Raw genomic sequence first — 21,887 nt, 5'->3', positions numbered from 1 at the left:
TGGGAAAATGGCTCACTGTTGCATTCATCATCGAGGCGATTATCGTCCACTATGTCGACCCATCGTGGATTAGCGTGGCCCTTGGTGGCAATCAACCCTTCGCCATCCCCCTTGCAACGGCCATCGGGATTCCGCTCTATACCTCGGGCGTGGCATCGATACCCATCACCCAGGGACTAGTCTCCAGTGGCATGTCGCCAGGAGCTGCAATGGCTTTCCTCGTTGCCGGACCAATCACGACGATTCCCTGCATGATGACAGTCTGGATGATGGTGAAAAAGCCGCTTTTCTTCTACTACCTGAGTGTTGGCATCATAGGCTCGCTCGCGGCGGGCTATCTCTTTCAGTTCCTCATGGTCTAATCGCCGCCCCAAGCCATCCTGAACATCTACCGGCGGCGATGTAGCTTTTTTAATCTAAAGGGGGGATATCTCGATCCTGCTCCCTACATTACACACCAACCATCATCGACAATCATGTCCAACCCGTGGACGGCGCTCGCCTCATCCGAGGCCAGAAACACGGCGGCCCCGGCCATCTCCTCGACCGTGATATAGGCGCGACCCGTTGGCGTAAAACTCGCCATTAGCTTCACGAATTCTGGATCGTCCTGAAGATGCTGATTGAGGGGGGTGGCAGTGTTGCCTGGAGAGATACAGTTGACGTTAATCCCTTCTTTGGCAATCTCGGCAGCCAGCGCCTTGGTGATCATCACGACCCCCCCCTTGCTCGCGCAGTAGGGCAGCGCATTGGGAAAGGCATGCGTTCCCGCGATTGAAGCCGTGAAAACAATTTTGCCGTACTTTTTTTTCTTCATGATAGGAATCACCGCCTGGGAAAGCAGAAAATTTCCCTTCAAGTTGATGTCGATAACGGTGTCCCATTCATCTTCGGTATATTCCTCAGCCGGCTTGTTGATCATGACTCCAGCGTTACCCATCAGGATATCCACCGTCCCGAAGGCCTGGGCCACGCCGCTGACCATCGCATCGACTTCAGCCTTTTTTGAAACATCGCATGGAAATGCCTGGGCCACACCGCCTGCACCCTCAATTTCTTTCACCACCGCCGCGCCGCTCTCTTTTGTCCGGTTCACCACGGCGACCTTGGCCCCCTCGCGCCCGTAAGCCAAGCTAATCGCCTTTCCAATCCCCAACGAGCCGCCCGTAACGATGGCAACCTTATCCTTTAGTCTCATGCTACGCTCCTCCTGTTTCAGCATCCCAAAAAGTTGTATTCATACACTCTCGGCAAGCGAGGCTCTCCTCTTTCCGGTCCTCGCCTCATCGACGGCGCCATCCTCCCCGATCACTACGCCATACACTTCGAAGGCGCGCTCATTAGATATCCAACCCTCGTCTACGTCATATTTCACCTGTTCGGCGGGCCGTTCAATTGGCGGGCCGTAACCCCCGCCGCCCGATGAATAAGAAACAATCTTCTCCCCCGGCTTGAGGATAATATCCTCACAGGCTGGCAGTTCGACCAGATCGCCATCAATCGTGCGATGGTAGTTTCTGATCCGCGCACCATCGTGACCGCCTCGCGTTCCTTTGGCATTGTTGATCGCACCGTCCGCCACATAGACAACTTCCAGATCGCCACCGCCCACCGGGCCGTACTCGCAATAGCCCGACGGCGCGCCAATCGTACGCCCAGCGCCTTCGGTATCCGCAACGAGTTTTCTCTCATTCACTAAAAACGGAAAATGAAGTTCATCAAGTTCAACGCTGTCGATAAAACACATGCCAGAGTTTCCCGCGTGACATATCGTCAACCAGGCATCGGTCTTCGCCGCCGCCGCCCCGCCCGTATCGAGCAGAAAAATCTGGTTCACAAACGGCTCATCCCCGTTCCGGGGATCGACACCCGAGATGACCCCCAACGAGGCGGGGAAAATCGGGCCACACTCGGCGAGTCCGAGTCCGTCCTTTATTTTCGAGAACGCTCGCTGCACGGGGTTCGTCACCCTGTCGGCGAGATTCGTCGTCGCCACCGACATACTAGTTGGGTGTTTGCCTCCGCCCGCGATACAACCGTCTCGAATATGCACCTTGAGTCGCCTGAAACTACCCGCATTCGTAGGCACCGGCTCCTCGATGCTGTTGAACACAGCAATCATCGCCCCCGTTCGGGCGCATCCCTCGCTCAAGTTCAGGCCGCAAGGCATAGTGTCCGGGTTATCGCGAAGATCCACCTCAATTCGGGCCTTTTTGCTGTCGATACTAACCCCCACCTTAATCGGAATTCCTCCATCCGGAGTGCCGGGAACAGGATCGTGGGTGCTCGTCGCCGAGGCGGTACCGCTCGGCATCTTTTTGATAGCGGCGATCATGACCTTCTCACTGTAGTCGAACCATTCTTCTGAAAAGGTATGCAGTGCCTCCCAGCCGTATTCTTCGGCCATCGCCAGTACCTCGCGCTCGCCGATTCGCGCCGCGCCTATCATGGCCAGATAATCCCCCCGCCATTGCACCGGCACCCTGATGCGCATCTGGCACATTCGAATAACATCCTCAATGTCCTCATAATCCTGCTGAACCTTCACAGCCGGAAATATCAGCGCGCCCTCCTCGTAAACGTCCCGCGCATGACCCATATAAGTCGTCGGCTGACCATTTCCGCAGTCGGCCTGATGCGCCTTAACCCACACGGTGAAGTGGTGCACTCCTTTTTTGTCGATGACGGGAATTAGAATCGTATGGTCGGCAGGGTGCGAGCCGCCATGATATGGTGAGTTATGCAAAAAAGCATCACCGCGTTTGAGTTCAGGATGAAGATCCATCATTGCCCGCGCCATGATGTCCGCACCACTCAAAACGTGAATCGGCAGCGTCTCGGCACCAGTCAACAGTTCACAGTCCCGGGTTACGATGCTCGTCGAAAAATCCTTGGCCAGATTGAGCACTCCCGATCGTCCTGTCCGCAAAAGGGTGTTGGCCATCTTTGTTGTGATGGATTCAAAACGCTTGCTCAAAACGGCCAACGTAACCGGGTCCATATCCACTCTCTTAGAGGCGCTGGAGACCGACTTTTTCTTCACAGATTTCTTCATTTTTGTTCTGGGCTTCGCTTTCGCTCTTGCCATGACTAGCACCCCTTCACAAATCTTTTTTTGTGACTTCGCCTAAACCTCTATCACTAAACTTCCGCTTCTCGTCCGCCTCGCCGTAGAATTAGGCTCGATGACAACCGTCGTGAACGGCGACTCGATAATGGCGGGGCCTTTGATGGAAGCACCCAGCTTCATGCTTTCAAAAAGAACAACCCGTGTGTTCACAGAGCCCTTCTTTCCGAAAAACGCTTTTCGTCTAGCAGGAAGCTTTGCCTCAAATTTTTTCTCATGACCAAGCTTCCCGAACTTCCCCTCTCTTAACTTGCAACGCGCGATAGCACGCCAGCCGACGAATTCAACGTCCGAGCCCGGATCGCGAACCGCAAAAATTTCATCGTGCGCCTCGTCGAAGTCCTCACGTACCCTCGCGACCTCTTTCATAGATTTGAATCGCTTTAAAATGATGGGGAGATCGATCTCCCAAATCTGATGTCGGTAGCGGGCTTCGGCGAAAATTTCAATCGAATGCTCAATCGCCCCCTTGCCGGGCCCTTTGATGAATTCCTTACATTTTGTGACTAGCCCGCCCAGAGTTGCGTTCACGCCATCGAAATCAAAATCAACCGAAGATGAATAATGAAGGGCCCGAAAATCGGCATGCAGATCGCTCATCAAGGCGCCTGCGGCTGAAAGCGCTGCGCCAACCTCGGGAATTACCACCTGATCGCATCCAAGCCGCCTAGCGATAGCCACTGAATTGAGACCCGCCGCCCCACCACCACCGACAAGAACCGCGCTCCGGGGATCAATCCCTTGGTCGATAGTAATCTCCTCAATGGCACCCACCATGTTTTCAGTAGCAAGCCGAAGGATTGCAGCCGCAGCTTCCTGAAGACTCAAGTCCAACGGCTTCGCCACATCGGCGCGAACTGCACTCTCTGCACGAGCGGCGTCAAGTTTCATCGCACCCCCCAGGAAATAGGCTGGATCTATATGCCCGAGAATGAGAGAGGCATCTGTCACGGTGGGTCGCTCGCCGCCTCGCCCGTAACAGGCAGGACCTGGCACAGCTCCCGCGCTCTCGGGTCCGACGTGAAGTAGCCCCCCGTCGTCCACCCAGGCGAGACTTCCACCTCCGGCGCCAATGCTTTTCACATCCACCGAAGGGAACCCGACAATATGGCCTCTGTAGCGTTGGCCGATCCAGGTCTCGGGCGTCATCGGTATCGTTCCCCGGCGGACAAGGCTGACGTCGTAGGTCGTACCACCGGTGTCCGCCACGATGGCAGTTTTAGTTTTGGCATCTGCCTGGGCAAAATGGCGGCCAGCAATGGGCGCCATCGAAGGGCCCGAGCCAATTGCGTGGATCGGAGCATCGATTAGATCGCGCACATCCATCACGCCCCCTTGCGAGGTAAGCATTAGAAGCCGCCCAGAGAATCCGGCCCTGGACAATCGATCCGATAGCCCTCCAAGGTAGCGGTTCATTAAGGGTTTTAGAGATGCGTCGATACAAGCCGAAGACGCCCGGCGGTATTCGCGGAGAATTGGATTGAGTATGTGCGAGAGGGTGTAGGGCACGCCCGGCAGGTGTTTTTCTAAAAGCTCTGCGATGCAATTCTCGTGCGCCGAGTTCACTGTTGACCACAGGAGACACACGCCGACTGATTCGACTTCGAGCTTTTTAAGAGATTCGATTATCGATAGCGTTTCCGCCTTATCAAGCGGCTGGACCACTTTTCCATCAGACGCGATGCGCTCAGGCACCTCGAAGGTTAACGCCCTCGGGATGTAGGGCTTCGGGAAGGGAGCAAGAAAATTAAACGGCTCAATGCGTCCACCTTCTCTTAAAACGAGGACATCAGGATGGCCCTTAGTCGTGAGAAATGCGGTGCGGGCGGTGTTGCCGGTGATAATGGCGTTAATGGCATGCGTGGTACCGTGAATGAAAAGGTCGCCCCGCGAAAGAAGCTCTTGTATGGATAAGGAAAAACTCTCGGCGGCGGCGGAAACAACATCCAGAATCCCTTGTACGGGATCATCCGGCGTCGTCGCTGCCTTGAACATATGGAGCACACCCTTGTCGTCCTCCATCACCAGATCGGTGAAAGTGCCCCCGGTGTCCACTGCAAACCGCATTGATCGCTCCTCATCTCAATTGATCTTCGCGCACGTCCACATGTGCCACACTTATATATTCGGATGGCGCGATTATATCTTATAAATTACGTCAATTCGAATGAGAGAAACGGACTTAACTGTCCGAGGGACCATTCGGCTCCAGAACTACCTTGATCGCACCATCGAGTTTATCTTCCATCATTTCAAGCCCCTCGATTGCCCTATCGAGCGAAATCCTGTGGGTCAGCATGGGTCCTATATCAATTCTCCCGGAGGCGACAAGCTCAAGGCACTCGGCAAATTGCCCTGCATAGCGTCCGCGCGCGCCCTTAATAACAATCTCAAGCCGCCGGACGTCCTCGGCAGGAATCGGTATTTTGTCCCCGGCAAAAACACCCATCACAACAACTGTACCATTCCGCTTCACGATGCGGCAGGCCTCGGCGAGCGTTATTTCCTGGGTGCCGCCAACGGCCTCAATCACCTTGTCGAAGCCCGAGCCACCTGTTAGCTCGTCCAGGCGCGTCATGAAATCCGCTTCCATTGGATTCACAACAGCATCCGCACCCATCTTTCGCGCTGCCTCCAGCCGATATTCAACCGTATCCGAGATGGCAACGAAAGCCCCCTCAGCCTTGGCAACCGCGAGGGCACATAGGCCGATGGGACCCGCCCCTTGAATAGCCACGCGCTCGCCCTTCTGGACACCACCAACATCCCGAACTGCATGATAAGCCGTCGCAAGGGTTTGCATGACTGAGCCTATAGTAAAGGACACCTCATCTGGCATTGGAACAACACACGCCGCCGGGACAGAGACATATTCGGCATAGGCGCCGTCAAGGGTATTGCCAATTGATTCGAGCGAAGTGCAAAGATTAGGTCTCTCTGTGCTACAGAATTCACACTCGCCGCAAACGATCAAATTCTCCACACAACAGCGATGGCCAATCGACATGCCCGATACGCCCTCACCCAGCGCCACGACTTCGCCCGCGAACTCGTGGCCAAGCACCACGGGCAACCGCACCCCGGCAAACAACCCGCGCCAGGCGTGGATGTCTGTTCCACACAGGGCGCAGGCACGCACCCGCACCAAAACCTCGCCGGGCCCCGTATCGGGAACGGGGCGATCTTCGTACTTGATGCGGTTTGGCGCCTCAAGCACCACCGCCGCCATTGTGTCGGGAAGTTTTCCGCTTGACATGGGAGCTCCTATACCATCGTTGCGCCGCCGTTGGCGTCAAGAGTGACACCTGTGACGTAGCTCGCCTCGGGGCTGCACAGAAAAAGAACCGCCTCGGCAATTTCATCGGGCTCAGAGAGCCTGCCCACGGGCGTGGTCTTCTCGATGTGTGCAATGCGCTCTTGGCTGCGGATGCTCCTCGTACGCGGAGTGAGGACGTTCGCGGGAGCGACTGCGTTGACGGTAATGCCGTGGGGACCAAGCTCACTCGCCGCCTGACGCGTGAGGCCGAGCACCCCAGCTTTGGCCGCCGTATAATGCGGCGGATTGGGATTCACCCCGCTTCGCGCGGCCATGCTCGAAAGCGAAACAAAGCGGCCATAGCCACCCTCGATCATGAGGGGCGCAGCTACTTTAAGAAGATAAAACATGGATTTAAGGTTCGAGTTCACTACGGCGTCCCAAGCATCGACAGGGCAATCGAGAAGACTCACGTACTTAGGAAATCCACCTGCGCTATGAACAAGGATGTCGAGCCGACCGTGGCGGTCCTTGAATCCCACGACCGCGGCCTGCGTTTGCTCCCAGTCGGTCAGGTCCGCCTTGATATAAACGGCCTGCCCACCCGAGTTTCCGATGTCCTCGGCGACGCGTCGACCACCCTCCTCATTAAAGTCACATATAGCAACAGCCGCGCCACCAGCCGCTAGTTTTCGAGCACACGCCTCACCGATCCCCGTCGCGGAGCCAGTGACAAACGCGCTTTGACCCTTGAATCGATTCGCATCCATTTCAAACCTCGATCAAAAAAGAGCTAGACGCCTCAAACAAGCGCCCAATTCTTGACGGAACAGCTACTCAAAAATTGAAGACATCAATCTTCTTACTGGATAAACCGAGAAGCGTAAAGCCTTACCCGAAGTGCTCAAGCAAGGTAGCGCACCAAACTGAAGGAGACCTAAAACCAAATCACTCGCCCCATGAAATTATTTTCCGAGGATAGTTTTTTAGTTGAATACGGACAGGCATTAAGCGCGGCTGAACAAATAACAGAGAGCCGATTAAAGCGCTAGAGGAAAATACATATCTTTGATCTCGAATAATATCTGGCGCAACTATGATGCGCGGGCATCACTACCGGAAGACTGTTGAAGCGCTACCGAAAATGTTGAGCCTCTTTCAATCTCGCTCTCAACTTTGATTTTCCCTCTATTTTTCTCAACAAGTTCCTTGCACATCAAAAGGCCGAGTCCGGTTCCTTTCTCGCCTTTGGTTCCGAGTGTCGTATTTTCCTTTGACAATCCAAAGATTTTTCCCATTTGCTCCGGCGTCATACCGACACCCAAGTCCGAAACGGTAAGGTTAGCCTCGATGCTCCCAAGCTTTCCACCCAAATGGCCGCCTATGGTAATTTTTCCGCCTTCATTCGAAAATTTTATGGCATTGTTCGTCAAGTTTCGGATAACGATGTCGAGCATGTTTTCATCGGCGTAGGCGGTGAGCCCTTCGGGAACCAGATTTTCAATAACCAATCCCTTTCCTTGCGCAACAGGGCTCAATAAATCCACCGTTTTTTGGGCAACTTCCTTAAGGCGCAATTCCTTGGGCTCGAATTTCACCTGATCCATCTGAAGTCGGGCCCACTCCAGAAGATTTTCCAGGAGCGCAAAAGTCCGCTTCGCTGAATCGTTTATCCTGGATATAAAATCGCTTGACTGCTCTGGCGTTATGGCATCGCCCAGATTCACCATCATCTCAGTCAGGCCGATGAGTGTTGTAAATGGACTTCTAAGATCATGTGCGATTATCGAGAACAGCTTGTCCTTCATGTCAGACAACTCTTTCATCGAATCCCTCGCCATCTTGAGTTCAAGATGGTTCTTGACACGGGATAACACGACAAAAGGATTGATGGGTTTAGTGAGGTAATCTATGGCCCCGCATTTGAGTCCTTTCTCCTCGTCTTCCTCTTTGTCCATACCAGTAACAAAAATAACGGGAATGTCCCGGGTACCCGGATGAGATTTAAGCATTTCACAAACCTCGTAGCCATCCATATCGGGCATGTCCACATCAAGAAGAATAAGGTCGGGCTGCTCCACCTCGGCAGACCAGAGCGCCTCGGAGCCGGTTGAAGCCGTATATATCTCGTGTCCCGAACCGAGAACAGACTTGAGAATATTAATATTCGTCCTCATGTCATCAACAATCAAAATTTTACTCATGCCCTCGGACACTAAATTACTCTCCATATTGAATACGGCATTTTGAAAAACCGCCCCGAAATGACAAATAAAAAAACTCGCAAAAAAATTCAAAACCACCGAAACCCTTTGAAGCATTGTCTATGCTAATAAGAATCATACCACCTGAAGGCAAGAAGAATATTATTAAACCATCTAACTATTTCGTTTAAATACAAATGAAATACAGGAGTAAATGATTGATAATTCCATATTGGGAATATGACTACCAGATTTGATTTTGCGTTGTGCCTAAACTATTACCCAAATTTTAATTTTCTAAAATACTTCAGGTTACAATTCTCCATACACACACCCTCATGTCCTGAAAGCGGTGATGAGAACTCCGCCCATTACGACCATGACTGCGGCCACAACAGTGCGCCACGTAATCCGCTCAAGCTGCCCCAGAAAAAGGTAACTGACGAGAAGCACCCAGATAGGAGCGGTGCGGCTAAGGGGCAAAGTGGTGGAAATGGGGGCAAGTACGAAGGCAGTGGTCAAGAGGAAAGCGGTCATGATGTTGATGCCTCCGGCGGTGATGAGCCACAAGACGTCCCGACGGAGGGGCTGTTCGACTTTCCATTTAGGAAGAAGGGGCTTGCCAGCGATGAGCAGCACATTTCCCGCCGCAAATCCCACAGCCAAAGCAACACCCGGCGTTTTTTGGTATGCGAAGGCAAGCTTGACGAATATAGGTGCCACGGCGTAGGCCACCGAAGCAATAAGGGGGAAGATCAGAGCTCCTCGGAACCAAGCTCTAAACGATTGAGATTCATCCTCCCGAATACTTAGCAGCCACACCCCGCTCACGATGAACACCGTACCGATGAGCACCGAGAGGCCCGGCGTTTCACCGAGGACGACGATGGCAATGAGTGTCGCCCAAATGGGTGTCGCAGATGAGATGGTTACCGAGCGATTCAGCCCCATTTTCGTTATGCCAATGAGGTGGGAGATTCGACCTATACCGGGGCCGGCGATACCCATGGCAACAAACCACAGGAGCGGGATAAGAGTGGCATCTTGAAGAGTACCCCGATAAAGGGAAACGGCGATCCCCCCCAGACTGACCATCACGTTGATAATTAGCGCGGATAAGAAAGGGGAGGCTGTTCGCATACCCTGGCGAATACACCCTTGGCCTAAAGCGAAAATGAGAGCGGAGCTGATGGCCATCAACTCCCCGAGCCCTACGAAACGAATCCAATCCATCAACAATCCAAAAGCCATAGCCACGATTTAGGTGACGACCGCTAAAAGCCGGGCAACATTAAATCACATAAAACACCCGGATACATTTAAGGGAATAAAGAGCTGCATTAATCAGAATTTTTAGATAAGAAAGAGTGCCTCAGGTTTTTACCCACTATTCAGCTACCCTTAAACTTTTTTGCCTTGCCCGCCTATCTTCTCCATCATACCCCATTTAACAAGGGTTCGATTTTCGATTGGCTGAAAAAAAACTTTTTCAAGAAAATAACCAAAAATTCCAAGCACCGCGATAGCCACTACCATAAAGGCCGTGTCGAAGTATTCCGAGGTATCGAATATGCCAGCCGAAAGACCCCACCTGATCCCAGCCAAAGCTTCTGCGCCCACGCCCGCACGCCATGCCCTAGCTAGGCCAATGCGCAAACCACTCAAAATCATAGGCAAAGAACCGGGAAGCACCACCGTGCGGAAAATGGTCATCTTATCTGCATTCATAGATTGCGCCGCACGAACCCAGACAGGATTAATTGTTTTGACGCCAGTCCACACAGCGATACAAATGGGCAGGAACGAGGCAAATGCCGTGATCAGGATAACCGTCTGCTGGCCATTTCCAAACCAGATAACAGCGACGGGAGACCAAGCAAGAGCTGGAATAGGGAGCAACACCGATAAGAGGGGAACGAAAAAACCCTCCCAGAAAGCATATCTCCCCATTAAGATCCCGACGGAAACCCCAAAGAATGCGGCAATACAAAAAGAGAATGGAAGTCGCCATGCCGTGGAGAGGGTATGTAATAGAATGGGGCTGCGAGAAAGAAATTTCATATTCTCGGATAAGCCTAATGAATTTTTAAAAAACAAAGCATAAATTTGCTCTCCAAAGCCAGTGCTCTCTGGAACATTCAGCGCTCTCATCAGCGGACCTGTGACCAACTCCCATGCCCGGAACACTATGTCGCCGAGGTAAGGGAACATCACGGGGGACAACTTATTATCCGTGAAGGTCTGCATGTAAAAAGAAATGGTCTGCCAAGCCATTAGCGCCAGCAAAAATGGATAAAACGGCCTCATCCTCACCCATAAAGATTCAGGTGGAATGACATTTGGTTCATCTAAATTTAATGGGGGAAGCTCTGATTTTGGTTCTTCCATAGATTAAATATTTCCCAAGAGTAAAACCAGAGTCTCTAAAGCAAAACTGATAACACTAATTTATCACTTGAGGGCATCAAGAACAACAATTGGGTGAAATCCAGGAAAAGGCATAATCATGACAGGCAATCGACAGCCTTTCTTGCAAATGAGAACCACAACAATTGAGGCCGACAACTTCCATCGATATTTTGTACAAATTCACTTCTCATAATCCTGTTTTTCATTGCCAAAACGAGTCCGGGCATCTACGAAAATCGGCACTTACTCTAAATGACACAAAAAACGGGGGAGCGGACACAATAGTTGTCTGCTCCCCCGTTTCAAATACTGGAACTGTTTTTCAGTTTAACTATCCAAGCCAAGTATTTTAGCCGGGTTGGTCTTAATCATCAGATCGATTTCATCTCTTGAAACTCCTAGCTGCATGAACATGTTGCAGAAAACGCGCATCCCCTCGGCTGGACCAGGGCTAGTGTGTTGGCCGCCATCGGTGATGATGGTGCATTGTTTGGCGCCGACTTCTTTAACGATATCGGCACCTTCTTTTGGATGGCGACCAGCGAACATGGGATTGATCGCATTGTAGGAAATGTTGAGGTAGGCGCCCAAAGCCGCGATAGCTTTCATGTGATCCATCTTGTAGGCGGGATCGCTGTTCGGGTGCTCCACCATGCAGCGCTCTGGCTTGATGCCCATGGCAATCGCTTTCTCGAACAGGTCGATGGTTTCTACGGGAGAAATATGTCCGTTAGATAGCACCAGATCGTACTTCTTTACAGCATCGAGAATCTTTTGAAGATCGTCCGTAAAATCTTGAGTGCCCGGATTATAAAGGCTGATGGGCTCAACCTCGGTCCCAAACAAGAAATGGGTGAACAAATGGCCCTGCGTTTCCCTGGCGTGCTGATGCACCGAGTCCAGCGTTGGCATCTGGATGACTTTGGCACCCTCTCCTATCGACATCATCACACAACGGTAGCTCAGACCGCCGCAAGGATGATTACAGGCATGGAGGCTGAAAATCTCAAGTCCGGGGACAGCCTTGCTTGTCAGGAGCGCCTTGTGCGTGGTCGGTCGAAAATGATCCTTAAACACAACACCGCGCATGCCCATCTCAATGGCCAGGCGAGCGATGTCGATGGTGTCACCCCAGCGCTCAACACTGTCCGGCCCAGAATGGATGTGAACGTCAATCGCCCCGTCAAGAAGATTGTTGAGTTTCATATTGGACCTGACTTCTGCTGCATCACTCCCCATAATTACTCCCCTTAAAATTGATGTTTATGGAACTGCTAGATGGAAAAGAACTACACGACATATCTTTTCATGCACACTCCTCATAAGCGATTATGAGGTCATTATTTACGTTTTCCAAAATCGCTAAAGCCACTAATGAAAAATTAATAATTCAAACTAAAAGAGTTTTTTCTTTATTCAGCCAATGAGAAATTGAATCAGTCAGGTCTCATCAAGCTTTTCAATTCAGGTGGGACCCAAATTATGCAGAGCACAAATTTCATTTAACGACTGTAGTCCATATATCCTAAAAAAGTTTTATATGCTGCTTGATGCGGAACAAATGGTGACCCCAGCGGGATTCGAACCCGCGTTACCGGCTTGAAAGGCCGGCGTCCTGGGCCAGGCTGGACGATGGGGTCTCACATTTGCCAACTAAGCGATATCAGCCGTCACTACGGGCCAGGAGCCCGGAACCACGTTCCTATACCTTTTTTTGGGGGGAGCGTCCACCTCCGCCCCTCGCTAAAGGCGCATATTGACTAAAATCGCCCCGCCCACGGTGAGAACCGCTCCGGCGGGCACTCGCCACGTAATCGCCTCCGTCTTTCGTAGAAGAGCCAGAGCGAAAAGAACTGTTAGGAGAGGGGATATTTGAATGAGCGATATCATCCGAAATACTTCCCCCTTTTGTAGGGCACTCGCATAGAAAAAATTACCGAGTGCCCCCGCGACACCTCCTAACAAAAAAGGGCGCCAAGCGGACTTCACGCTGCCAATAATTTGCTCTCGTTTGAAGAAAAAGACATAAATCGCCACCGTGAAAAAAGCTGCAGTCATTCCTATCAACGCGCCCGCAAGGGGCTGGGGAAATGCCGGAATGCCCTTGCGCCAGAAAATCGCCCCCACCCCGGCGAACCCGGCAGCCGCCAGGGGCCAGAGTGCATCGATGCGCCGCCATTTACCCTCGGTTTTACCCGATGAGATCAGACCTATCCCACAGACGACGAGAAAAACACCTCCAAGTTGTAACAGAGCAGGTCGCTCGTCGAGAAAAATTATGGCCAAAAAAGAGGCAATGATCGGCGAGGAGCCCTTAATGGGTGCGGCCCGCGAAACGCCAATTTTCATTATCCCGAACATGAAGCAAATGGCGAACAAACCTGGATTGAGCACCCCGGCCACGACCACCCAAAGATAATGAGCGCCCCAGGCCGGAAACGTCGCACCGGAGAGAAGAACCAATGCAGCGAGCGTAGTGACCGAAAAGGTTCGCCCAATGGCAGATCCGACAAACGGTGTTGTGTGTTGAAGCCCATATCGCATCCCCATATCGGCAACGGCATAGGAAAATGCCGCCCCCAAAGCGAAGAGCACCGCTACATCAATTACCAATTTAGATCCCCTCTTTCAGCCAGCTATTCCATTTATCACGCTTGGCTTTTCCGTTTTCCCCGATGTTCTCCCATATAAAATCATCGAGCCGTTCGCCGGGAGCGAATTTATCGCGAACTATTTCTTGAATCCGCATTTGCGTCATCGCAGGAAATTTCCGGCCCGTTGCGATTATGGCAACTAGCGCCACGCTCTGGCCGTCTAAAACCAGCGCCCCTTTTCTAGATTGATATGAGAAGGCCTCATCAAGCACCTCGCCCGAATCCAGCACAAGGCGAACACCCCCCAAACGGATACGTTCATAGTTTCCGTTTTCTCTAGCCGCACCCTCCGAGATGTCCATGGCGTAAAGCTGACCTTCATTTAAAAAAGTCACGAACAGCTCCACCTCGGTTCCTGGTGAAGACACAAGCGTCGCCGGAATCGAGCCGTAGCCAGCAATATGCGCCGAATAAACGGTATCGAAGCCCGAGAGCACCGCCTTGATAACGGGAATCTCCCCGGAGAGGCCGTAGCTATCGAATTTTCTTCTGAGCTGAGAGGGAGAGGCGTTCGATCCAACTGCAAGAACCGGCTCGCGCCCGGAGATCAACTCTGAATAAGAAATTTTGTGACCACTTAAATACGCAGTTAGAGGTATATCATCGGTGCCGTCAAAGACATAGGAGCCCAAGGGGCGCTCGAAAGGATAGCTTAGCGCCCAGGCAACTACCTTGAGCCGCTCCTCGCCCTGAATTTCTGTCAACTCGTGAAGCTTTCGGCGTCAGCCAGAAACTCCCGAACGGCCTGAACAAATATCGACACGCCCATCGGCAACACGTCTTCATCCAGATCAAAGTGATTATTATGAAGGCCGTTGACGATCCCGCGCTCCTCGTTGCGAATCCCTAGACGGAACATGGCCGCCGGGCGAAGCTGGGCTATGTAGGCAAAATCCTCCGAGCCCAGGCTCAAGGGCGCAGGCAGGACGTTTTCGGGGCCGAGTATCTCCCCTCCGGCTTTTTCGACTAGCGCCGTCGCACCAGCGTGATTCGAGAGCGAGGGGTAGCCCGCCTGAATTTCCACTTCGGCCTCGACCCCGAAGCCCGAGGCGACTCCTACGGCAACCTCCCTCACCCTGGCCTTGACCAACTCACGCGCCTCAGGCGTAATGGTGCGAATTGTGCCTCTAAGCTGGACCTCCTCAGGAACGATGTTGATCGCAACGCCCGCCTCCATCTGAGTGACGGATACAACCGCCGAATCGAAAGGATTGACGTTCCGGCTAACAACGCTCTGTAGTGCGGTAATGACATGACCTGCCGCAAGAATCGGATCGCGCGAGTTCTGCGGATAGGCCGCGTGCGAACTCAGGCCACGCAGGGTAATAAAAAATTTATCGCCCGAGCCCATTGTCGGGCCAACGTGGGTGCCTATCGTCCCGAGCGGCATCTCGGGGTAAACGTGCGCAGCCAGGACAAGATCAACTCTCGGATCCTCCAGAATCCCTTCCTCGACCATCATGCGGCCACCCGCCCGGCCCTCCTCGGCAGGCTGGAAGATGAACTTAACCCGACCACCCACACCGTCGAGTAGCGCCGGATTCTCTGCCAATACGCGGGCCACCCCCAGGAGCATTGTCGTGTGCCCATCGTGGCCACAAGCGTGCATTTTCCCATCGATTTTACTCTTATATGGAACTTCGTTTTCTTCTTGAACCGGAAGCGCATCCATGTCGGCCCGTATCCCGATAGTGGGGCCGGGGCGCCCGGTATCGAGCAGGCCCGCCACACCGGTCTGTGCAATGCCCGGTTTCACATCGAGACCCCATTCGGCCATAGATTCGGCGACAAGGCGCGAGGTCTCGTGTTCCTCGAAGGCCATCTCCGGATTCATGTGAATCTTTCTTCGGGTTTCGATGAGCCAGGGATGAATTTTTTCCGCCGCAACTCTTACTGGATGCGTCATGAAGCCTCCCGTTTGATAGTCATATATAAATAAATCAATTATTTCCCATTATAACCGTTTGCGCGGAGATAACACTATTTGTCCTGGGAAACATCAAAAATCCTTGTAACTGTATTGCGGCATTTCACAAAGCACAGCCTTTACATCCTCGCGCTTGATTTTAAGGGTTGTCGTCCGGGGCATCTCCTCGCCAGGCCAGATGACGAAATCAGAAACGCGTTTGTAGTCCGCAAGCTCTGATGAGAGGCGAGTGAGTTCGGCCCACACAACATCTTCTCGATCAGCCTCAGTGCCCGCAATCTCGGCATCCGTATCAAGCACGACAACGGCAAAAACATCCTCGCCGCCACGCGGGGATTTCCTTCCAATGACGCAGGTCGAGCTGAACATCAGGCTCCTAGCCAGTTCCGCCTCAACCTCCTCGGGATAGATATTCTTGCCCGACTCGGTGACAATCACGTTCTTCGAGCGCCCACAGATGGTGAGGTAGCCACCCCGTCCCACGCGGCCGATATCCCCCGTATGGAACCAGCCATCCTGCAAAATCTCCTCGGTCAACTCGGGGTTTCCGAAATAACCCTTCATGACGTTTGGCCCTTTAATCAGAATCTCGCCTTCTCCAACAGCGGTTCCGGGGGCGGGAGCAATCTTCACCTCGACACCATCAATTGGCGGCCCCACCGTGCCTATTCGATTACCCTTGCCGGGCCGGTTCGCGTGGGTAACGGGCGAGGTCTCGGTCAATCCGTAGCCTTGAATGACCTCAATGCCAAGCGCGAGCAAATCGCGGGCTATGACCGGGTCGAGCGCCGCGCCGCCGCTCACGAAATACCTTAGGCTCGGGGCCACCCGCTCACGCACCTGAGGGAAAAAGGTGCTACCCAATCTTAACCCGATCGCAAGCATCGCCCGGGAAAGCGCAAAAAGCGCTTTAAAAACGATAGTTTTAAGGCCCCCAGCCTCGGTGGCTGCAGTCATGATGCGCCGGTGCATCAAACGCGCCAGTGCTGGGACCATCAGGCAGATCGAGATCTTCTCTCGCGCCATCGCCTCGTTCATCACTCGAGGATTTAACGAAGCGAGATAATAAACCCTCGCACCCTTGATAAGCGGGACGAGAAGGCCAGCCGTGCTTTCAAGCATATGATGGAGAGGGAGAACAGAGAGGAAAACATCTTGCTCTCCACAGGGAAACGGCGCGGCTGTAGCACGGGCATTCGAGGCGATGTTTCCATGGGTGAGCATCACCCCTTTGGGGGCGCCGGTCGTACCCGAGGAAAAAGAGATCACCGCCAAATCGCCAGCACTCCTTTTGGCCCCCGGCCAATTAGCGAGTGGATGTATATCCGCCTCCACGGGCTCGTCAATCCTAAATAATTGAATTGGAGCGGAAAGAGCCATCGCCAGATCGCGCGCGTCCTCAAGCTTTGTGCCATCCGTCAAAAGTACAACAGCCCCCGAGCGCCCAAGAATATTTGAAAGCTCGCCTGTTCTCAGATTCACATCAAGTGGAATGAGCACCCCACCAGCCAAAAGCGTGGCGAAATACCCTATCGCCCACTCGGGCCGGTTCGGCGACAGAAGCGCTACAGGATCGTCTGGCCCCACACCTGCGGCGACGAGTCTGCCAGCCAATGCAGCCGCCCGGCGAACAAGAGCCGTCCTCGTCAGACTAATGCGCCCCGCCCCCTCGACATCCCCCTCAAGAGCAACGGTGTCCGGAAACTCGCGGGCAGCACAATCAATAAGCTGAATTAAGGTTTCCATGCAGGTATCTTAGGGGAGTTTATTTCAAAATTACCAGCCCGTAAATTTATCTTGGAAATAATAGAAAATAGCCTTGAATTTCACATCCGAAATCATGTGAATTTTGTTTTGCGCATATGATTTCAGACAAAAAACAGGTCCAGTTCCACAGATACGGAACCGGCCCCGGACTACAAAGAGAAAAGAACAGCTGCTTTTAAAAATTAGCCTGTACACGCGCGCCAAACAGCGTCACGTCGTCGAGAGTCTTACTACCGTTGCGACCGTCGATATACTGTAAGATTCCGCTGATCTGGAAATTATCGGTTAAATACCAATTGTAGTAGGCCTCGACAAACTGCTCCTCGGTCGAGTTCTTACCGAAATCGCGATCCGTAGGCGATATTTGACTATATGCGAGTCCAATAATGTCGTTGGGCCGCTCTTTGATGATGTTGCCTACGGTTAACTGGGTCCCCAGGCTCCAGGAAGTGCGCGTGGTGTAGGCCGTGTTGTGGGTGTCCCGGTAGCCGAGGCGAAAAAACAGGCCCACGCCGTCGGACACTTCCTGATCAAAACTGATGCCCGCACCCATCGCAGTGTAATCCTCCGTCACGCCAAAGCGACTCCTGCGCCGCTTACCATTGCCATCGAGGGTGCCCCAAAAACGATAGGCGCCCGGGCGGCCCAGGAACTTGGGCGTAAAACCCATCTCCAGCGCACCATAGACATGCTCGAAAGTGCGGTTCGTGGTATTCGAATCGCCGTCCGGGTCCTGGCTCATCCCAACCGCCTCTAGATAAATCAAATCAGGAATAAGGCTGATGCCAAGCCGGACACCTGGCCCGTTGTCCGGTGCAGTAAGTACACCGTTGTTCACCAAGCTCCCGCTCAGGAACTGGGTCGTCTCATCTCCGGCGTAGGCGTTCCCGTCGATATAGTTTGTCGCGTCAATTTTACCCGCCGTCAGGGTGAGCCTCTCGTTCCAGAGCACTCCCTCCAGATAGGCCTCAAGAATCGTCACCGTGTCATTCGTCGTGCCCAGATCGCCGTTCACGCCGTGGAGGGTGGTGATATTGTCCGGCCCGTTGCCGCCGATGCCTTCAAGATCGATGACGACTTTCCAGTCCTTCATCGGCTCATACTCGAAAACCAGATCAAAGGAGCCGCCCGAGAACGTATCGTCACCTCCCTCGGTCTTTTCCGGCACACCCCAGGTGCCCTGGACGATTCCCGTAGCACCACCAGAAATGGAAATTTTAGAGAGACCCTCGACCACCTTTTTAAGAGGCGCAACCTCGGCCTCTTGCCTGGCCATCTTGGTTTTCTGGGCCTTTTGCTCGGCCTGGACCTTGTCGAGCTGCCCCTTCACGGCGTCAAGGGCCTCCTGGAGCGCCTTGAGTTGTTTTTGAAGCGACTCGACGCTCTGCGCGCGGGCGGGCGAGGGGCTGAAAATCACCCCCCCGGCGAGCAAAAGTGATAACGCCAGCAGCTTTATCTTTTTAAATATTTGTATCATAATGACTTATCTCCATTTTTTGATTAACAAAAATATATTTTTAGATAACTTTTACTTTCTTTTAATCAAAATTTCACTGAAAGTCCACAGAAATATTAATTTTGAGGTGAAGTGTTACACCCATATCTTCCATTCTTTTTAAACTCGGTTCTTTTAAATATAGATTCACTTCTCTAGAATGCTCTTTAGCGGGAATATTAGTTGTGGATTATTTCAAATTTATTTCATTTCAATTTCATACATGTAAATTCGCTTATTTTGCTTTTAAAATAGGGAGCAAAAAGAGCGCGCTCCCGCCAGATTGACACTCCCCAGGGGCCATGTTAGCTAAGGGCCTCTTCTCCGGTGTCAGGAATTTGTAATCCAGCGCCGAAACCCGATGAATCGCACCACTTCCGATATATGGTGGCTCAACCGCTACCAGCTATTAATTGAAGGAGATGAAAAAGATGGCTCGTAAAATCGTGGACCTCAGCATCCCGCTCCAGAACGCTCCGATGGAGAACAACCCGACCGTAATTCGGTACGTCAACCACACCGAGCTCGGCCGCTCGCGCACGAAAGCCTATAAATTTCCCGACACCAGCTATTTTCCCGACCATATGCATTGCGCCACAGAGGACATCTCCTCGATCGCCACCCACAGCGGCACCCACCTCGACTCGCCCTACCACTACGGGCCCGAGTGCGAGGGCAAGCCGTCCAAGACCATCGACCTCGTGCCGCTCGAGTGGTGCTTCGGCGACGGCGTGGTGCTCGATTTCCACGACGCCGAGCGGGGCCACAACATCACCGTCGACGAGGTGAAGGCCAAGGTCGCGGCCCTGGAGGGCAAGGGCTACAAGATCAAGCCGATGGACATCGTGCTGATTCGCACTGACCACACCACGAAATACCTCTACACGCCCGACTTCGAGCAGACCCACCCCGGCGTGAGCGTCGATGCGACGGCCTATCTGTGCGAGGAGCTGGGCATCAAGGTGATGGGCATCGACGCCTGGGGCTTCGACATCCCGACAAGCAAGATGGTCAAGCTTCGCCTCGAGGGAAACTCCAAGGACTTTTTCGGCAGCCACTTCTATGGCCGCAGCAAGGAATACATTCACGCCGAGAAGCTCACGAACCTAGACAAGATTCCCGAATTCGGGTTCACCGTCTCGATGCTCCCGATCAAGCTCGAGCGCTGCAGCGGCGGCTGGATTCGCGCCGCGGCGATCATCGAGGAGTAGGCCCGGCCTTTTCCGAATCAGAAAAAAACAACCCCCGCGGGCCAGCCAAGCCCGCGGGGGTTGCTCGTTTAAGAGCAATTCTTACCTGCGCGGGATCAGTTTTTTTCATGTCTTTCATCCCGCCGCCATAAGTGGCTATTAAAGAGATATTTACCAGTTTCATCCGCACTCTCCGCCTTACCCGCCCCGCCGGGAGCGAGGGCCCTGAGACCTCGTGATGCAGGCATCCAAAAAAACGTTTTCTTGCTAGCTTATTTATGTTAGGTTTGAGATATATTCTCTGGAAATGAACCCCCCGTACCCAGGAGCTTTTACGATGACGCATACGATTTCCACCCTGAAACGCTTTGTTCTGACCGAGGATGTGGCTCACCGTATCGCCCCGGCGCTCGCGGCCGGGCTGCTGGGCGCCGTGCTGATCTTCAGCGCGGGCTTTGCCCAGTCCCGGATGCCCTCGATCATTCACGACGCCGCGCACGACTCGCGCCACGCGCTCGGCTTCCCTTGCCACTAGCGGAGGGGACCATGCTCCGGCGTATCATCTTCACGGCGGCGCTCTCGGGCCTCCTCGGAGGGCTACTGCTCTCCGCGATCCAGACGGTTCGCATCTACCCGATCATCCACGAGGCGGAAACCTACGAGACCGCCGCCTCGCCCGGCAAAACCCATGAACCAGTAGAGACCGCTTACGGCGGAATGGTGCGGGTGGCCCTGTCGGCCATCGCCAATGTCGTCGCCGCAATCGGCTTCGCGCTCCTCCTCACCGCAGCGATCTCGCTTCACGGCGGCGCGAATTTCCGCCGCGGCCTCCTCTGGGGCATCGGCGGCTACGCCGCCTTCAGCCTGGCACCCGCGCTGGGCCTTCCCCCCGAGATTCCGGGCACCTACGCCGCCCCCGTTCCGGCCCGGCAGATCTGGTGGGTGATGACCGTGGCCCTGACAGCGGGCGGCCTCGCGCTCGCCGCTTTCGCCCGGGACTGGAAATGGAAGGCTCTCGGCGCGGTTCTCATCACCCTTCCCCACCTCATCGGCGCGCCCCGGCCCGCCAACCCCGGCGGCCTCGCCCCCGAGGCGCTCGGGCATCAGTTCGCCCTCGCCGCCCTCGCCGCATCGGGCATTTTCTGGCTCGCCCTGGGCGGACTCTCGGGCTACTTCTTCACCCGCTTAGAGGAGGTCTAACGCCATGCCCGCCGGAGAAACCGACCATCGCCCCTGGGGCCACTACACCGTTCTCGCCGACGAGCCCGACCACAAGGTAAAGCGCATCACCGTCGAGCCCGGCGCGCGCCTCTCGCTCCAGCGCCACGCCCACCGCTCCGAGCACTGGTTCGCCGTCTCGGGCGAGGGCGTCATCACGCGCGACGACGAGGACATCCACCTCACCCCAGGCAGCGCCGTGGACCTTCCACAGGGTTGTTGGCACCGTGTTAGGAACGAGGGCACAACGCCATTTGTTTTCATCGAGGTTCAGCGTGGCAGCTACTTCGGCGAGGACGACATCGAGCGCAAGGAAGACGACTACGGAAGGGCGTGAATCTCCACAAATTTCAGCACAAAAAAATGCCCCGCGGCGAAAACCACGGGGCATTTTTGATATCCGTTTAAAACTTAAGCACCGGCCTTCATCTTCGCCTCAAGTGCTCCCGCCAGCCGCTCTACGCCACGCTCGCAATCCTCTTTAGAGCAAGAATACGCGAGGCGGATATAGCCCTCACCCGCCGCCCCGAAGACGCTTCCCGCGATGGTCGCAATGGCATGCTCATTCAACAAATACTCGGCCACTTCCTCAGAACTCTCGCCAAAGTTTTTAATATTGGGGAAAGCATAAAAAGCCCCG

General features: G+C 53.7%; 20 protein-coding genes and 1 tRNA gene. 5 read left to right on the top strand and 16 right to left on the bottom strand.

All coding sequences use genetic code 11. The features are described from left to right. Window positions 1–362: permease (locus HOJ95_03795; protein ID MBT6393804.1), on the top strand; the 362-nt coding region annotated here is incomplete at its 5' end. Between the two features lie 83 nt (window positions 363–445). On the opposite strand, the gene HOJ95_03790 is transcribed toward HOJ95_03795, so the two are convergent. The 15 genes from HOJ95_03790 to HOJ95_03720 form a co-directional block, all read right to left on the bottom strand. Continuing rightward, window positions 446–1,198 (bottom strand): SDR family oxidoreductase, encoded by a 753-nt coding sequence (locus HOJ95_03790; protein ID MBT6393803.1) that lies wholly within the window; start codon window positions 1,196–1,198, stop codon window positions 446–448. 39 nt (window positions 1,199–1,237) lie between these two features. Further along, on the bottom strand, window positions 1,238–3,001 hold the full coding sequence (locus HOJ95_03785) for a hydantoinase B/oxoprolinase family protein (protein ID MBT6393802.1): 1,764 nt from the start codon (window positions 2,999–3,001) through the stop codon (window positions 1,238–1,240). Between the two features lie 126 nt (window positions 3,002–3,127). Continuing rightward, on the bottom strand, window positions 3,128–5,194 hold the full coding sequence (locus HOJ95_03780) for a hydantoinase/oxoprolinase family protein (protein MBT6393801.1): 2,067 nt from the start codon (window positions 5,192–5,194) through the stop codon (window positions 3,128–3,130). Window positions 5,195–5,309: 115 nt separating this feature from the next. Further along, the gene (locus HOJ95_03775) at window positions 5,310–6,383 is read right to left on the bottom strand and encodes an alcohol dehydrogenase catalytic domain-containing protein (GenBank protein MBT6393800.1); all 1,074 of its coding nucleotides are present in this window, start codon (window positions 6,381–6,383) and stop codon (window positions 5,310–5,312) included. A gap of 8 nt (window positions 6,384–6,391) precedes the next feature. Further along, a complete protein-coding gene (locus tag HOJ95_03770; GenBank protein ID MBT6393799.1) occupies window positions 6,392–7,153 on the bottom strand; it encodes an SDR family oxidoreductase in 762 nt (253 codons plus the stop codon). Between the two features lie 324 nt (window positions 7,154–7,477). Further along, the gene (locus HOJ95_03765; protein ID MBT6393798.1) at window positions 7,478–8,599 is read right to left on the bottom strand and encodes a hybrid sensor histidine kinase/response regulator; all 1,122 of its coding nucleotides are present in this window, start codon (window positions 8,597–8,599) and stop codon (window positions 7,478–7,480) included. A 324-nt stretch (window positions 8,600–8,923) separates the two neighbouring features. Further along, window positions 8,924–9,820 (bottom strand): DMT family transporter, encoded by an 897-nt coding sequence (locus HOJ95_03760; GenBank protein MBT6393797.1) that lies wholly within the window; start codon window positions 9,818–9,820, stop codon window positions 8,924–8,926. Window positions 9,821–9,988: 168 nt separating this feature from the next. Continuing rightward, entirely contained in the window at window positions 9,989–10,975 is a 987-nt protein-coding gene (locus HOJ95_03755) for an ABC transporter permease (GenBank protein ID MBT6393796.1), read from the bottom strand. Window positions 10,976–11,323: 348 nt separating this feature from the next. Then, window positions 11,324–12,235, bottom strand: coding sequence for a hypothetical protein (locus HOJ95_03750; GenBank protein MBT6393795.1), 912 nt, complete (start codon window positions 12,233–12,235; stop codon window positions 11,324–11,326). Between the two features lie 323 nt (window positions 12,236–12,558). Next, window positions 12,559–12,636: transfer RNA gene (locus HOJ95_03745), tRNA-Glu, on the bottom strand. 103 nt (window positions 12,637–12,739) lie between these two features. Continuing rightward, on the bottom strand, window positions 12,740–13,609 hold the full coding sequence (locus tag HOJ95_03740) for a DMT family transporter (GenBank protein MBT6393794.1): 870 nt from the start codon (window positions 13,607–13,609) through the stop codon (window positions 12,740–12,742). A gap of 1 nt (window position 13,610) precedes the next feature. Continuing rightward, complete coding sequence (locus HOJ95_03735; protein ID MBT6393793.1) at window positions 13,611–14,354, bottom strand: gamma-glutamylcyclotransferase; 744 nt, start codon at window positions 14,352–14,354, stop codon at window positions 13,611–13,613. Then, complete coding sequence (locus tag HOJ95_03730) at window positions 14,351–15,556, bottom strand: amidohydrolase (protein ID MBT6393792.1); 1,206 nt, start codon at window positions 15,554–15,556, stop codon at window positions 14,351–14,353. The genes HOJ95_03735 and HOJ95_03730 overlap by 4 nt, the downstream gene beginning before the upstream one ends. Before the next feature lie 93 nt (window positions 15,557–15,649). Further along, complete coding sequence (locus HOJ95_03725; protein ID MBT6393791.1) at window positions 15,650–17,323, bottom strand: AMP-binding protein; 1,674 nt, start codon at window positions 17,321–17,323, stop codon at window positions 15,650–15,652. 196 nt (window positions 17,324–17,519) lie between these two features. After that, window positions 17,520–18,821 (bottom strand): hypothetical protein, encoded by a 1,302-nt coding sequence (locus HOJ95_03720; GenBank protein ID MBT6393790.1) that lies wholly within the window; start codon window positions 18,819–18,821, stop codon window positions 17,520–17,522. 449 nt (window positions 18,822–19,270) lie between these two features. Between HOJ95_03720 and HOJ95_03715 the strand changes: the two genes are divergently transcribed. The 4 genes from HOJ95_03715 (at window position 19,271) to HOJ95_03700 (ending at window position 21,584) form a co-directional block, all read left to right on the top strand. Beyond that, window positions 19,271–20,050, top strand: coding sequence for a cyclase family protein (locus tag HOJ95_03715; protein MBT6393789.1), 780 nt, complete (start codon window positions 19,271–19,273; stop codon window positions 20,048–20,050). 316 nt (window positions 20,051–20,366) lie between these two features. After that, the gene (locus HOJ95_03710) at window positions 20,367–20,564 is read left to right on the top strand and encodes a CbtB-domain containing protein (protein MBT6393788.1); all 198 of its coding nucleotides are present in this window, start codon (window positions 20,367–20,369) and stop codon (window positions 20,562–20,564) included. A gap of 11 nt (window positions 20,565–20,575) precedes the next feature. Continuing rightward, window positions 20,576–21,229: a cobalt transporter gene (locus HOJ95_03705; protein MBT6393787.1), complete on the top strand. Its 654-nt coding sequence runs from the start codon at window positions 20,576–20,578 to the stop codon at window positions 21,227–21,229. A 4-nt stretch (window positions 21,230–21,233) separates the two neighbouring features. Then, on the top strand, window positions 21,234–21,584 hold the full coding sequence (locus HOJ95_03700; GenBank protein ID MBT6393786.1) for a phosphomannose isomerase type II C-terminal cupin domain: 351 nt from the start codon (window positions 21,234–21,236) through the stop codon (window positions 21,582–21,584). Window positions 21,585–21,658: 74 nt separating this feature from the next. Here the strand turns inward: HOJ95_03700 and HOJ95_03695 are convergent. Continuing rightward, window positions 21,659–21,887 (bottom strand): aminotransferase class I/II-fold pyridoxal phosphate-dependent enzyme (locus tag HOJ95_03695; protein MBT6393785.1); only part of this gene is annotated, 229 nt, incomplete at its 5' end.

It is taken from the genome of Nitrospinaceae bacterium (assembly GCA_018669005.1).
Lineage (GTDB): Bacteria > UBA8248 > UBA8248 > UBA8248 > UBA8248 > UBA8248.
The sequence above is the reverse complement of the archived record's forward strand: the minus strand, read 5'-3'. Positions and strand labels throughout refer to the sequence as shown.

Coding starts and splice junctions, on each gene's coding strand:
- HOJ95_03720 (MBT6393790.1), bottom strand. CDS start 18,821: ATGATACAAATATTTAAAAAGATAAAGCTGCTGGCGTTATCACTTTTG.
- HOJ95_03775 (MBT6393800.1), bottom strand. CDS start 6,383: ATGTCAAGCGGAAAACTTCCCGACACAATGGCGGCGGTGGTGCTTGAG.
- HOJ95_03725 (MBT6393791.1), bottom strand. CDS start 17,323: ATGGAAACCTTAATTCAGCTTATTGATTGTGCTGCCCGCGAGTTTCCG.
- HOJ95_03780 (MBT6393801.1), bottom strand. CDS start 5,194: ATGCGGTTTGCAGTGGACACCGGGGGCACTTTCACCGATCTGGTGATG.
- HOJ95_03730 (MBT6393792.1), bottom strand. CDS start 15,556: ATGACGCATCCAGTAAGAGTTGCGGCGGAAAAAATTCATCCCTGGCTC.
- HOJ95_03705 (MBT6393787.1), top strand. CDS start 20,576: ATGCTCCGGCGTATCATCTTCACGGCGGCGCTCTCGGGCCTCCTCGGA.
- HOJ95_03710 (MBT6393788.1), top strand. CDS start 20,367: ATGACGCATACGATTTCCACCCTGAAACGCTTTGTTCTGACCGAGGAT.
- HOJ95_03790 (MBT6393803.1), bottom strand. CDS start 1,198: ATGAGACTAAAGGATAAGGTTGCCATCGTTACGGGCGGCTCGTTGGGG.
- HOJ95_03770 (MBT6393799.1), bottom strand. CDS start 7,153: ATGGATGCGAATCGATTCAAGGGTCAAAGCGCGTTTGTCACTGGCTCC.
- HOJ95_03715 (MBT6393789.1), top strand. CDS start 19,271: ATGGCTCGTAAAATCGTGGACCTCAGCATCCCGCTCCAGAACGCTCCG.
- HOJ95_03755 (MBT6393796.1), bottom strand. CDS start 10,975: ATGGAAGAACCAAAATCAGAGCTTCCCCCATTAAATTTAGATGAACCA.
- HOJ95_03700 (MBT6393786.1), top strand. CDS start 21,234: ATGCCCGCCGGAGAAACCGACCATCGCCCCTGGGGCCACTACACCGTT.
- HOJ95_03785 (MBT6393802.1), bottom strand. CDS start 3,001: ATGGACCCGGTTACGTTGGCCGTTTTGAGCAAGCGTTTTGAATCCATC.
- HOJ95_03760 (MBT6393797.1), bottom strand. CDS start 9,820: ATGGATTGGATTCGTTTCGTAGGGCTCGGGGAGTTGATGGCCATCAGC.
- HOJ95_03750 (MBT6393795.1), bottom strand. CDS start 12,235: ATGGGGAGTGATGCAGCAGAAGTCAGGTCCAATATGAAACTCAACAAT.